14 protein-coding genes are annotated in these 12,051 nt (G+C 58.9%); 9 read left to right on the top strand and 5 right to left on the bottom strand.

Features of this window, described 5'->3' with window-relative positions:
• Position 1: 1 nt before the first annotated feature.
• Both B3Z17_RS13115 and B3Z17_RS13110 read right to left on the bottom strand, forming a co-directional pair.
• Positions 2-556 carry a phosphoribosyltransferase gene (locus B3Z17_RS13115; RefSeq protein WP_286830184.1) on the bottom strand — a complete coding sequence of 185 codons (555 nt, stop codon included), beginning with the start codon at positions 554-556 and terminating at the stop codon, positions 2-4.
• Between the two features lie 42 nt (positions 557-598).
• Positions 599-1,726: a zinc-ribbon domain-containing protein gene (locus B3Z17_RS13110; protein WP_286830182.1), complete on the bottom strand. Its 1,128-nt coding sequence runs from the start codon at positions 1,724-1,726 to the stop codon at positions 599-601.
• Between the two features lie 252 nt (positions 1,727-1,978).
• On the opposite strand from B3Z17_RS13110, the gene ftsE reads away from it, so the two are divergent.
• The 5 genes from ftsE (at position 1,979) to B3Z17_RS13085 (ending at position 6,112) form a co-directional block, all read left to right on the top strand.
• Positions 1,979-2,665 carry a cell division ATP-binding protein FtsE gene (gene ftsE, locus B3Z17_RS13105; protein WP_068301687.1) on the top strand — a complete coding sequence of 229 codons (687 nt, stop codon included), beginning with the start codon at positions 1,979-1,981 and terminating at the stop codon, positions 2,663-2,665.
• Positions 2,666-2,667: 2 nt separating this feature from the next.
• The gene (locus B3Z17_RS13100; protein ID WP_286830180.1) at positions 2,668-3,546 is read left to right on the top strand and encodes a cell division protein FtsX; all 879 of its coding nucleotides are present in this window, start codon (positions 2,668-2,670) and stop codon (positions 3,544-3,546) included.
• A 10-nt stretch (positions 3,547-3,556) separates the two neighbouring features.
• Positions 3,557-4,171, top strand: a complete 615-nt coding sequence (locus tag B3Z17_RS13095) for a YdcF family protein (protein ID WP_286830179.1) — start codon at positions 3,557-3,559, stop codon at positions 4,169-4,171.
• Positions 4,172-4,173: 2 nt separating this feature from the next.
• Positions 4,174-5,124, top strand: coding sequence for a DUF2125 domain-containing protein (locus tag B3Z17_RS13090; protein ID WP_286830177.1), 951 nt, complete (start codon positions 4,174-4,176; stop codon positions 5,122-5,124).
• 121 nt (positions 5,125-5,245) lie between these two features.
• Positions 5,246-6,112: an SDR family oxidoreductase gene (locus B3Z17_RS13085; RefSeq protein ID WP_286830176.1), complete on the top strand. Its 867-nt coding sequence runs from the start codon at positions 5,246-5,248 to the stop codon at positions 6,110-6,112.
• Positions 6,113-6,145: 33 nt separating this feature from the next.
• On the opposite strand, the gene B3Z17_RS13080 is transcribed toward B3Z17_RS13085, so the two are convergent.
• The gene (locus B3Z17_RS13080; protein ID WP_286830175.1) at positions 6,146-7,069 is read right to left on the bottom strand and encodes a prephenate/arogenate dehydrogenase family protein; all 924 of its coding nucleotides are present in this window, start codon (positions 7,067-7,069) and stop codon (positions 6,146-6,148) included.
• On the bottom strand, positions 7,066-8,184 hold the full coding sequence (gene hisC, locus B3Z17_RS13075; RefSeq protein ID WP_286830173.1) for a histidinol-phosphate transaminase: 1,119 nt from the start codon (positions 8,182-8,184) through the stop codon (positions 7,066-7,068). Before hisC ends, B3Z17_RS13080 begins: the two co-directional genes overlap by 4 nt.
• A gap of 211 nt (positions 8,185-8,395) precedes the next feature.
• Here hisC and metX point away from each other — a divergent pair, with 211 nt between their 5' ends.
• The 4 genes from metX (at position 8,396) to B3Z17_RS13055 (ending at position 11,469) form a co-directional block, all read left to right on the top strand.
• Positions 8,396-9,556: a homoserine O-acetyltransferase MetX gene (gene metX / locus B3Z17_RS13070; RefSeq protein WP_286830171.1), complete on the top strand. Its 1,161-nt coding sequence runs from the start codon at positions 8,396-8,398 to the stop codon at positions 9,554-9,556.
• The gene (gene metW, locus B3Z17_RS13065; RefSeq protein ID WP_286830169.1) at positions 9,549-10,148 is read left to right on the top strand and encodes a methionine biosynthesis protein MetW; all 600 of its coding nucleotides are present in this window, start codon (positions 9,549-9,551) and stop codon (positions 10,146-10,148) included. The genes metX and metW overlap by 8 nt, the downstream gene beginning before the upstream one ends.
• 3 nt (positions 10,149-10,151) lie before the next feature.
• The gene (locus B3Z17_RS13060) at positions 10,152-10,490 is read left to right on the top strand and encodes a hypothetical protein (RefSeq protein ID WP_068301653.1); all 339 of its coding nucleotides are present in this window, start codon (positions 10,152-10,154) and stop codon (positions 10,488-10,490) included.
• 157 nt (positions 10,491-10,647) lie between these two features.
• On the top strand, positions 10,648-11,469 hold the full coding sequence (locus B3Z17_RS13055) for a flagellin (RefSeq protein WP_068301650.1): 822 nt from the start codon (positions 10,648-10,650) through the stop codon (positions 11,467-11,469).
• Between the two features lie 72 nt (positions 11,470-11,541).
• On the opposite strand, the gene rraA is transcribed toward B3Z17_RS13055, so the two are convergent.
• On the bottom strand, positions 11,542-12,048 hold the full coding sequence (gene rraA / locus B3Z17_RS13050; RefSeq protein ID WP_068301647.1) for a ribonuclease E activity regulator RraA: 507 nt from the start codon (positions 12,046-12,048) through the stop codon (positions 11,542-11,544).
• Positions 12,049-12,051: the final 3 nt, after the last annotated feature.

The raw sequence follows: 12,051 nt of genomic DNA, 5'->3' as shown, positions 1-12,051 counted from the left end.
TCTAAGCCCGGCCCATTTTGCCTATGAAGGGCAATTCCCGGTAACGGTATGCAATGTCCATTCCATATCCGATGACAAAAACATCGGGGCACTCAAAACCTACAAAGTCTGGCCTAATATTAGTTATATTATTACCGCTTTTATCAAGAAGCACAACGCTCGTTACTGACTCTGCACCCAATGATAGAAAATATTCGCGCATTGCGGTTAAAGTTCTACCCTGCTCGAATATATCATCTATTATCAACACATCGCGGCCTTTTACGGGCAAATCTGTGGTGGCTTTTAGTTCAATGGTCGATTTTTGCCTATTTTTGGTGACATGGATGAAATCCATCTCCATGACACAGCCCCGCATTGACATGGCACGGCTAAGGTCTGCCCCAAACATCATGGCGCCATTCATCGCCACCTGGGCCACGGGTTCGGTGTCAAACCAACGGGTCAGGCGACCAGCCAGTTCATCCACCTTGTTGACGATTTCATCTGCCGTGAAGACGGGCTCAATACCGACATGGGCGTCGCCGGCTTTGTCCCAGTCGAAAAAATAATCCATTGCTGCCCCCTGCTGCCCCTTATGTCCTCTGCCCCAAAGCTGTCAGCTACTGCTGCGCACGACCCGAGACCGCGTCCCCTCCAGCACCTTCACCGATACATTTGTCGCACCCGCGGGCACCGGATAAATGCTGGTTTCAAAATCCACTCTGGCGCCCCGCCGGATGGCGAAGCCTTCCGGGTCGGTGATGACCGTTTCCAGCACATTGCCGCTGCGGTCCAGCACGTCCACCTGCACCCGCGGAACCGAGGCCGTGCGCCCGAATTCGGCTGTACTTGGGTTTTCAACAAAACCCCGCACCATCAACACCGGGTTGCCGTCCCTGGTCTCAACCCTGGTTCGGTCGTTGTAAAGCTTGGCCGTCAGGTAAATCTCGCGCTCGGTCAGCGGCGTAGTAGAAGGCTCGCCTTCTTCGGGGCGGAAGCGCTCAACATCGCTGGCCCCTTCAAACATTTCATAGAAACTGGTCATGCCCGGGAAGGTCTTGACCACAGTATCCTGCATAAACACAATGCCGCCCATCACCGCCAGCCACAACACAACAAGAAGCCCCCATCCGAACACCATAAACTGCCGCTTGCGAGCCTGGGCACGGCGTTCGGCGTCGCGGCGCTGTTCGGCGCGGCGGCGGGCAACAAAATCACCCGCATCAAAATCTTCTTCGTCCCCGCCTTCATGGTCGTCATCTTCATCAAGGCTGAAATCGTCGCCTAGATGTTCCTTCGCAACAGCGCCGATACCGAAATCATCGCCAAAATCCGATGACCCGTGATCTTCATCAAACTCGTCGCCCGGCGGTGTCGCATGCACGTCGGGCGCGCCGTCTTCGTCGAACATGTCCCGGTCATCTGTGTCTGCTTCAGTCGAAGCCGCTTCGTCGCCGCCGAACGACTGCACAGATTGTCGGATCGCCGCAGCACGGGCAGCCGCACCTGCATCCATATCCTCGGGTGGCGGGAAAGCCGCCTGCGGTGCCGTTGGGGCAGCCTGCGGTCGTGGCGCAGCAGCTGGTGCCGGCCGTGGTACTGCCGGCGGCGCTTTGACGATCTGTTGCGGAACCGCATGCCAGCTATGCTTGCAACTGGCACAGCGCACCTTACGGCCAGCCGGCGGTATGGCGCCGTCCGGAATCTTGAATTTCGCGTCGCATGCAGGACAAACAAGGATCATATCAACGCCTGAACTTTCTTCCCAATGAGCCGCAAGTATGAGCCCCTGTCGATAAAATAAGTGTTAACACTATAGGAAAACTGCCCCATAACACAAGCACTTGCATGGCTTGGGCCAGCCTGCCTTCCCCGCAGCACCAAGGGCGCTTGTCATGGTTAACGCGGCGCAACTTTATCACCCTTCATTGCAGCATGCCACTGGACGCAAAAGCCCCTATATGCAATTCTGCGCGCAACTTGGCGGGAGTACCAGATGATAACTTTTGAAAATGTCGGCATGCGGTACGGAATGGGCGCTGAAGTCCTCCGGGATGTCAGCTTTTCACTCGACCGTGGGTCGTTTCATTTTCTGGTTGGCCCATCGGGCGCCGGCAAAACCACACTCCTCAAGCTTCTTTATCTGGCGCACCGCCCCTCACGCGGTTTGATCAACTTCTTTGGCCGCGACCTGATGACCATGGAACGCGAAGCCCTGCCCCGGATGCGCCGCCGGATCGGCGTGGTGTTCCAGGATTTCCGCCTGTTCGAACATATGAGCGCGTTCGAAAATGTGGCGCTGCCGCTTCGTATCCAGGGCGCAAAAAAGGCCCAGGTCGCAGACCATGTGGAGGAGCTCCTGTGCTGGGTTGGACTTGAAGACCGCATGCACGCGCGCCCCGCAACCCTGTCGGGCGGGGAGAAGCAGCGCGTGGCCATCGCCCGCGCCATTATCAATAAACCCGACCTTCTGGTGGCCGATGAACCCACAGGCAACGTGGACCCTGAAATGTCACGTCGGTTGATGCATCTGTTTGTCGCCCTCAACAAAGAAGGCACCACGACAGTGGTCGCCACCCACGACGAGGGCCTGGTGCAATCCATCGGGGCCCCCATCCTGAAACTCAGCAAGGGCGATCTGGAACATGTGCCGGGCGGCACGCCGATCGATCCCGGAGCATGAGCATGTGGGGCCGGACATTGCAGTTTCTACCCAAACAGCACCAGCGCGAAGGGCTGCTGCCGTGGGTCATTGGCGTTATGTTGTTCCTGTGTACGCTGGCACTTGCGAGTGGCCTGGCGCTCGGCAAAGGCATCGAACGCTGGAGTGCGGGCCTGAGCACCAACCTGACCGTCCAGATCGTGGTCGAGGATGAGGCCAGGCGTGCCAAACAAACCGAAGATGCACTGACGCTCCTGCGCGCCACACCGGGCATCACATCCGCCTATGTGCTGGCGGAAGCGGATGTGCTGGAACTGCTGTCGCCCTGGCTTGGCGACGTGCCGTTCGACGCCGGTCTGCCCTTGCCGACCCTGATTGACGTGTCGCTGTCTTCGCCGGATGCCGTGCATATCGACGGCCTGAAGGAACGCCTGGCGGCAGCGGCTCCCGGCGCGCAGCTTGATGATCACCAGGAATGGATGAGCCAAGTGTTGCATCTGGCCTCAGCCGTACAGCTGGTGCTGGCCGGTATTGTGGTGATGGTGGTGCTTTCCACCGTCGCGATCGTGATTTTTGGTTGCCGCGCAGGCCTTGCTACCCACCGGGAAAGCATTGAGATCATGCACCTGATGGGCGCGGAGGATGCAATGATCTCGAAAGCCTTTGACGAGCGCTATATGGCGCACGGCCTCAAGGGCGGCCTTGTGGGAGTGCTCTTGGCTGCGGGCACGCTTTACCTGATCAACTATCTGGCCGGCGAAATGGGCCAGGGGCTGATCACAGCAACCATACCCGACAATGCCAACCTGAGCTGGCTGGCGCTGCTGCCGCTTTTCTCTGCCCTGATCACCATGATCACCGCCAGAATTACCGTACGCCGCGCGCTTGCGCAGATGATGTAGCGGGCAGCCCATGGCGAAGAAGAGAAAATCCCCTGTCCGAATGCTGATCAAAGCGCCCTTTTACCTGATCGCCGCCTGGCTGTTGGGGTTCGGCTATTTTGCCCTGACCCTGCCGCCGGCTGTGCCCGAAGGGGCCACCCCCAAAAGCGACGGCATCATCGTACTGACGGGTGGTGCCGGGCGTCTTGAAGCCGGGCTCGCGCTTCTTGAAGCCAAAGTGGCTGACCGCATGCTGATTTCGGGGGTCAACCCGGTGGTCGAACCACGGGAACTCAGCGCACTGACGGGCACCGAAGAAGCCTTGTTCGACTGCTGCGTGGACCTGGACCGGGCCGCCCCCAACACCGCAGGCAATGCGACCGAAAGCAACCTCTGGGCCCAGGCACGTGGGTACCGCACCCTTGTACTGGTGACCGCCGACTATCATATGCCCAGAAGCCTGATCCTGTTCCGGCGCGCCATGCCGGGGGCCACGATTTTCGCCCATCCGGTCAAGGGTGAGTGGCCGGTGCTCTATCTGGCGAACGAATATAACAAATATGTCTTCACCGTGATTGGTGAAGCCTTCAAACGCGCGCCGGACGCTCCGACAGCGCAAACAATGAAAGCCACAGGGGCCGCATAGCCATGACCAAGATACGCACATTCGCGGGTTTTCTTATCGTTGGCATCCTGGTCTATTCCGGGCTTTGGTACACCAGCAGCTTCCAGGCACGGAAAGACACAGAAGCCATGTTCTCCAGCTGGCGCGACAAGGGCCTGAAGGTAGAGCACGGCAAGGTGAAACTATCCGGCTTTCCTTACCGTATCGTCATCACGGTGGATGGGCTGCAGGTGCGCACCCGCGGCCCCGGCCTGAACGTGGGCGCGGAAAATATCATGCTGGTCAGCCACTTGTGGACCCCCGGCCACTGGGTGGCGGACGCCACCAACGTAAGCGTGAGGGCCGCCGATGACGCGGTTTCCGCCACCGACGGCAGCATGCGCGGCAGCTACCGCATCCACGAAGACGGCAAGGCCGTTATTGTGCTGGATTCCGGCGACATGTCGGATTTCAGCCTACTCAAGGCACCGGGCGTGACCGGGCCGAAACTCCTGAAGAACTGGCAGCTGTTCCTGCGGTCTGACCCGACCCACCACGAGCCTGAAAGCGGCCTCTATGAAGATCGCTTCCTGGATTTCAAACTGGTGGTCGACACCGGCGCGACCGAGCTTGAAGCCAGCGGCGGCATCATGGGCCCCGTAATCAGGGATTGGACCCAGACTTCTTTGGGTGCCTGGCGGGACGCGGGCGGTTTGCTGGAGTTGGACGCCGTCAAGCTGGTGACGGGCGGGGGTCGTCTGGGCGGCAATGCCAGCCTGACACTTGACGACAAATTCCGGCCGCTGGGCAGCGCCACCCTCAAGCTTGTCGGCCCCGAGGTTATCGCGGCAGAGATCAAGGCAATTGGGCTGCCAGATGTTGCCAAAGCCCTGGCGCGTGCAGGCGACGAGGAACTGTCCGCCATGTTGCAGATGGGCGTCCTGACGCTCGAAGGCCAGCAGGTGACGGCGCTCAAGCCGCTCCTGGACGACTAGGCACGCCCAATTTTTTCTGCCCTTTTCGCTACTCTTTGCCTACCCTGAGCGCCAAACGCGCTATTATCAGATCAAGGACGGATGCGACGCATCTGATTTCGTGGGGAAGAGGAGAAAAATCATGAGCCTGAAGGGTAAAACCATTTTCATGAGCGGCGGCAGCCGCGGCATTGGCCTGGCCATCGCACTCAGGGCGGCACAGGACGGTGCCAATGTGGCCATCGGGGCAAAGACGGCGGAGCCGCACCCGAAGCTTGAAGGCACCATCTATACGGCTGCGGAAGAGATCGAGAAAGCCGGCGGCAAGGCGCTGCCGCTCCTGTGTGACATCCGGTTTGAAGAGCAAGTGGACGAAGCCGTTGCCAAAACGGTTGAGACCTTCGGCGGCATCGATATCTGCGTCAATAACGCGTCGGCCATTTCTCTGACCAACACGCAAATGACCGACATGAAGCGCTATGACCTGATGAACACCATCAACACGCGCGGCACCTTCCTGGTATCCAAGAAATGCATCCCGCATCTCTTGAAGTCAGACAATCCGCATATCCTGACGCTGTCCCCGCCACTGGATATGAACCCGCGCTGGTTCGCCCCTCACGTGGCCTACTCCATCGCCAAATACGGCATGAGCCTGTGCACGCTGGGCATGGCGGCTGAATTCAAGGCGGCGGGCATTGCCGTCAACAGCCTGTGGCCTTTCACCGCGATTGACACGGCGGCCATCCGGAACGTGATCGGCGACGGCGAGATGGCCAAGAACAGCCGCACGCCGGAGATTATGGCAGACGCGGCACACGCCATCCTGATGCGCAGCGCCAAGGAATGTTCGGGCAATTTCTTCATTGATGAGGAAGTTCTGCGCGAAGAAGGCGTGACCGACTTCACCAAATATGCGCCACACGCCAAAGGGCCGCTGGTGCCCGACTTCTTCGTGCCTGACGAAGTGGTCGATCGCCTGCCCACCGAGGTGATGAAGGTTTGGTAAGACGCAAAAGGCCGGGATATCCCGGCCTTTTCTCTATTCCTCGTGGTGGCGGCCGAAGTCGGCGGCTTCCTCGTCCTGGCCGGCATCAATGATGCGGCGGCGAATATCGCGGGTGCGGCTGAACAGGTCATAGAGCGCGTCGCCGTCCCCCCAGCGGATCGCGCGCTGGAGCGCCGTCAGATCCTCACTGAACCGGCCCAGCATCTCCAGCACGGCATCCTTGTTGTTGAGGAACACATCGCGCCACATGGTGGGGTCCGATGCCGCGATCCGGGTGAAGTCCCGGAAACCACCAGCCGAATATTTGATCACCTCTGACCGCGTCACTTCTTCAAGGTCCGATGCCGTACCCACAATATTGTAGGCAATCAGGTGCGGCACGTGGCTGGTGATCGCCAGCACCAGATCATGGTGCGGGGCGGTCATGATCTCGACCGTGCTGCCCATGGCCTCCCAGAGCTTGGTGAGCTTCTCGAGCGCACCCTTGTCCACACCTTCGGGCGGTGTGATGATGCACCAGCGGCCATCGAACAGGCTCGCGAACCCCGCCTTGGGGCCCGACTGTTCCGTCCCTGCCACCGGGTGGCCGGGAATCAGATGGGTATGTTTTGGCAGCACTGGGTCCAGCGCCTTGAACACCGCTTCCTTGACAGACCCCACATCAGAGACAATCGCCCCTTCCTTGAGGTTGGGTGCAATCGCTTCACCGACTGCCGCCATGGCGCCCACCGGCACCGCGATGATTACCAGATCAGCGTCCTTGGCCGCCTCGCCCGCGTCGGGCGTGAAGGCGTCAGCGAAGCCAATCTCCCGCGCTTCATCCAGCACATCAGCGTCGCGGTCAGAGACCACGAGCGTGCTGGCAGCACCCGCACGGCCAATGGCTCGCGCAACCGATGACCCGATCAGGCCCGCACCTATGATGGCGATACGGTCGAAGTGGATCTTATCCGTCATTGGCCAGCCTCACCGTCCAGTTCATCTGGGGAGCCGTTCATGAAGCCGCGAACAAGCGAAATCAGCCCCCTGTTCTGGGTTTCCGTTCCCACGGAAATCCGCAGGTGGTTCGGCAGCACACCAAACTTGCGCACGATATAGCCATGCTTCATCAGGTAGGCGTTGCACTCCTCAGCCGTGAAGGGGCTTTCCTCGGGGAAGCCCACCAGCACGAAGTTGGTCTGGCTTTTCACCACATCGAGGCCGATGGCCGTCAGCTCTGCGGTCAGCCAATCGCGCCACTCGGCAGTGAAGGACACCACCTCATCCAGATACGCCTGGTCCTTGACGGCTGCAAGCGCCGCATCGTGCGCCGGGTTTGCCACATTGAAGGGCATGCGCCAGCGGTTGATCACATCAACCACATGGTCGGGCGCATACATCCAGCCCACGCGCAGTCCTGCCAGCGCATAAAGCTTTGAGAACGTGCGGGTCATCACCACATTCTCGAACTTGTCGACCAGCTCCTCGCCCGCTTCATAGTCGCCCGCGGTCACACATTCCGCATAAGCGGCATCCAGCACCAGAAGCACATGGTCAGGCAGGCCTTTATGCAGGCGCTCAACCTCAGACCACGGCAGGTAGGCACCCGTGGGGTTATTGGGGTTATCGACAATCACAAGCTTTGTTTTGTCCGTCACCGCCTTCAGCATACCGTCCACATCTGCGGCCCAGCCCTTGTTCGGGACCGGCACCAGTGTCGCGCCCGCTGCCTGCGCCTGAATGGGATAAACGGAAAAGCCCAGCTCAGAGAAGATCACTTCATCACCCACACCCGCGTAGGAATGGATCAGAAGCGTCAGAAGCTCGTCAGATCCGGTGCCGCACAGGATGCGTTCAGCCTTCAGGCCATGCACCTTGGCAATGGCGGTGATCAGGTCATGGGAAGCCGGGTCTGGATAGCGCATCACGCCAGCGGCGGACGCCTTGATCGCTTCTACCGCCTTGGGGCTTGGCCCAAGCGCAGATTCGTTTGCCGACATCTTTACCGGATTCTTGACGCCATCTGCCGTCGCCTTGCCGGGCACATAAGCCTCAAGGTCCATTATCCAGTCATGTGCTTTGGGCGCACCCATGAAAACCTCCAACACACCGGGAAACACCCGGAAATACGCAAAAAATACAAGGAAAAGGGATAAAGCGCCGCCCCCTTAAAGGCAAAGGAAACTTTCCTAATCTACCGCGTAAGTTTTAGGGCGATTGACATAAGGGCCCGCGCCCGCTTTTCTGTGCAGCCACAAGGCCCGGGCAAAAGACGCATGGGGCCCAAGGATTAGGACAGGTTTCGTGACACCAACCGCAGGCAAGACAGCAACGCTTTTCACCGACACGCCGCTCGCGCTCGACGGCGGAGCCGTGCTGTCGCCCGTGACGGTGGGGTATGAGACCTATGGCACGCTCAATGACGCCGGCAATAACGCGGTTCTTATCTGCCACGCGCTGACGGGCGACCAATATGTGGCATCCACCCACCCCATCACCGGCAAACCGGGCTGGTGGGAACGGCTGGTCGGCCCCGGCAAGCTGATCGATACCGATAAATATTTCGTTGTGTGCTCGAACGTGCTGGGCAGCTGCCTGGGCACCACCGGCCCGTGGCAGAAAAACCCCGAAACCGGCAAGCCCTGGGGCACCAGTTTCCCGGTGATCACCATACGCGACATGGTACGTGTGCAGGCAGGCCTTGTGGCTCACCTGGGCATCGACAAGCTGATGATGGTCATCGGCGGGTCCATGGGCGGCATGCAGGTGCAGGAATGGCTGACCACCTACCCCAAGCGACTGCACAGCGCCGTGATGCTGGCAACGGCCCCGCGCCACACAGCCCAGAATATTGCCTTCCACGAAGTGGGGCGGCAGGCCATCATGGCCGATCCGGACTGGTGTGACGGGCGCTATTATGATCATGACGTCAAGCCCGCCAAGGGTCTGTCGGTGGCGCGCATGACGGCGCATATCACCTATCTGTCAGAGGACGCGTTGACGGCCAAGTTCGGTCGCAACCTGCAGAACCGCGAGGAAGTAACCTTCGGCTTTGAAGCCGACTTCCAGGTGGAAAGCTACCTCAGGCACCAGGGGTCTAGTTTCGTCGACCGATTCGATGCCAACAGCTATCTCTATATCACCCGCGCGATGGACTATCTGGATATCGCCGCGCGCCACGGCGGGCGGCTGGCGGACGCCTTCAAGGCCGCAGCCCATGTACGCTGCTGCGTGATCAGCTTCACGTCTGACTGGCTGTATCCGACCGTTGAAAACAAATCCATCGTACACGCGCTCAACGCCGCAGGCGTACCTGTGAGCTTTGCCGAGATCGAAAGCCCTTTCGGCCATGACGCCTTCCTACTGGATGTGCCCGAAATGGACCATATGCTGACTGGCTTCGTGAAGGCCGCGGCAAGAACCAACGGCCTGTCCTTCGATGACCAGGAGACGGGTGATGCATAATCTCAGACCCGACCTCAAGCTGATCGCAGAACTGATTGAGCCGGGCAGCCGCGTACTGGACGTGGCCTGTGGCGACGGCGAGCTTCTGGACTATCTGGTGCACAAGCAGGGCGTGGACGGCCGCGGAATCGAAATCAGCCAGGCGGGCGTGAACGACTGCGTAGCCAAGGGCCTTTTCGTGATCCAGGGCGACGCGGACAAGGACCTGGAGGAATACCCGGACCAGAGCTTTGATTATGTCGTACTGTCAAAAGCGCTTCAGGCCGTACACCGGCCCCAACTGGTGCTACGGGAACTGCTCAGGATCGGCAAACGCGCCGTTGTCACCATCCCGAATTTCGGCCAGTGGAAGGTGCGCATGAGCCTGGTGGGGCGCGGCAGGATGCCGGTGACCAAGGCGCTCGACAAGACCTGGTACAATACGGACAATATCCACTTCTGCACCATTCTGGACCTCTTTGACCTGATCGAGGAAGAGGGCCTGACGGTACGCACTTTCGTACCCCACAAAGCGGACGGCACGCCCCTCAATTATGGCCGCACCCGTGCCAATTGGTCGGCCGACCAGGCGCTTTTCCTATTAGAGAAGTAAATCATGGATGACTTCAGCGCATACGGCCTTCCGCATATCAAAGCTGAAGTAAATTTCTTAAGGACGGACGACGGTGGCAAAAACTGCCCCGTTAGGTCCGGCTACCGGCCCAATCATCTTGTCAAAGACGACTATTTAACAAGTGGAACTCATCAGTATCTCGACAAGGAATGGGTCTATCCCGGTGAAACAGCCTGCGCAAACATCTGGTTTATTATGCCAGAAGTCTATCCACACACCATGTGGCCGGGTCGCATCTTTAACCTTCAAGAAGCAAGCAGGGTTGTGGGAACTGTTAAAGTTCTGGAGGTATACGAAGAGACGCTAAAGGCTATCCCATAAGGCCGTCATTACTCGATAAGGCGCCTCAATAGATAAAATTTGAATCATTTTTCTAGACTCTTGAACACACGTTGAGGTAGCCTATCAATTGGCCCATAATGGGCCGAGGGTCCAAAAGGGACCTTGAGATACAGAAACGTATTGCAGGGCATAGAACATGTCATTCTCGGTTAACACCAACGCTGGTGCGTTTGCGGCATTGCAAAATTTGAATGCCACCCAAGGCGCGTTAAACCAGACCCAATCCCGAATTAATACCGGCCTTAAAGTCGCGTCCGCCAAGGATAATGCGGCGATATATTCTATTGCCCAATCCATGAAGGGCGATCTTGCTGAGCTGTCAGCTGTTAAAGCCAGCCTGGATCGCGGCAAGCAGATCATGGACATCGCGATCGCCGCCGGCGAAGCTGTTTCCGACACACTGATCGAGATGAAAGAAAAGGCCGTTGCTGCGTCGCAGGAGGGTCTGGATACAGATACCTATAATTCGCTCAACGACGATTTCTTTGCGCTTCGCGCGCAGATCGACAGCATCGTCAACAATGCGGAATTTGACGGCGTCAACCTGGTGACCGTAGGCGCCACCGATTCGAGTGTCCTGGCCGGCAAAGACGGCGCGACTCTGACCCTCCCTGCGGACGATATGAGCGCCATACATCTTCAGTTCGGGCTGCCGAACATTGACCTTTATAACGCCACCAACGCGCAGGCTACTGTGACGGTCATTGAAAATGCCCTTGACGACGTAAATCAGGGCCTGTCCCAATTTGGCGCGACATCCAAAAGGCTTGATAGCCTGATCGAGTTCAACAGCAAGCTGAGCGATACCGTCGAAACAGGCGTGGGCAATCTGGTGGATGCCGATTTGGCCAAGGAAAGCGCCAACCTGCAGGCGTTCCAAACCAAGCAGCAGCTGGGTCTCCAGGCACTCGGTATTGCCAACCAGGCACCTCAAGCTGTGCTGTCGCTGTTCAGGTAAACGAATAGATTTTAGAAGAATAATTTCTGAGAGCACTCGACCACTGTCCCTAAGCCAGGCAGTGGTCGTTTTTTAAAGGCTCGGCAGTTCCTTGGCGATCACCACGCCGTCGGCGTCGGCGATGACCCAGTCGCCCGGGTGGATGGGCACGCCCGCGATGGCGATTTCCACATTCACGTCGCCCCGATCCAGCTTTTCGGATTTCTTGGGGCAGCTCCTGAGCGCCTTGATGCCCACATCTTCGGCCAGAAGTTCGTGCCGGTCCCGCACGCAGCCATAGATCACCACACCAGCCCAGCCATTCTTGGCCGCCAGTGCCGCAAGGTTGCCGCCCAAAAGCGCCACGCGGGTGGAGGCATCACCGTCCACCACCAGCACCCGGCCTTCGCCCTTGCCTTCAAGAAGCATGCGCACCTTGGTGTTGTCATCAAGCGTACGAAGCGTGACGGCTGGGCCGGCGAAATCCACCGACCCGCCGAAATCCTTGAAATCCACAGGGAGAATGGAAACGGCGCGGCCCATGGCATCGCACACGTCCGCCGTCGCCAGCTTTGGCGTCACAATCTCCCCGTTCGGCATGGC

It is taken from the genome of Kordiimonas sp. UBA4487 (assembly GCF_002389025.1).
Taxonomy (GTDB): domain Bacteria; phylum Pseudomonadota; class Alphaproteobacteria; order Sphingomonadales; family Kordiimonadaceae; genus Kordiimonas; species Kordiimonas lacus.
This window is presented reverse-complemented; position numbering and strand designations above follow the sequence as displayed.

Coding starts and splice junctions, on each gene's coding strand:
- B3Z17_RS13115 (WP_286830184.1), bottom strand. CDS start 556: ATGGATTATTTTTTCGACTGGGACAAAGCCGGCGACGCCCATGTCGGT.
- B3Z17_RS13110 (WP_286830182.1), bottom strand. CDS start 1,726: ATGATCCTTGTTTGTCCTGCATGCGACGCGAAATTCAAGATTCCGGAC.
- ftsE (WP_068301687.1), top strand. CDS start 1,979: ATGATAACTTTTGAAAATGTCGGCATGCGGTACGGAATGGGCGCTGAA.
- B3Z17_RS13100 (WP_286830180.1), top strand. CDS start 2,668: ATGTGGGGCCGGACATTGCAGTTTCTACCCAAACAGCACCAGCGCGAA.
- B3Z17_RS13095 (WP_286830179.1), top strand. CDS start 3,557: ATGGCGAAGAAGAGAAAATCCCCTGTCCGAATGCTGATCAAAGCGCCC.
- B3Z17_RS13090 (WP_286830177.1), top strand. CDS start 4,174: ATGACCAAGATACGCACATTCGCGGGTTTTCTTATCGTTGGCATCCTG.
- B3Z17_RS13085 (WP_286830176.1), top strand. CDS start 5,246: ATGAGCCTGAAGGGTAAAACCATTTTCATGAGCGGCGGCAGCCGCGGC.
- B3Z17_RS13080 (WP_286830175.1), bottom strand. CDS start 7,069: ATGACGGATAAGATCCACTTCGACCGTATCGCCATCATAGGTGCGGGC.
- hisC (WP_286830173.1), bottom strand. CDS start 8,184: ATGGGTGCGCCCAAAGCACATGACTGGATAATGGACCTTGAGGCTTAT.
- metW (WP_286830169.1), top strand. CDS start 9,549: ATGCATAATCTCAGACCCGACCTCAAGCTGATCGCAGAACTGATTGAG.
- B3Z17_RS13060 (WP_068301653.1), top strand. CDS start 10,152: ATGGATGACTTCAGCGCATACGGCCTTCCGCATATCAAAGCTGAAGTA.
- B3Z17_RS13055 (WP_068301650.1), top strand. CDS start 10,648: ATGTCATTCTCGGTTAACACCAACGCTGGTGCGTTTGCGGCATTGCAA.
- rraA (WP_068301647.1), bottom strand. CDS start 12,048: ATGCCGAACGGGGAGATTGTGACGCCAAAGCTGGCGACGGCGGACGTG.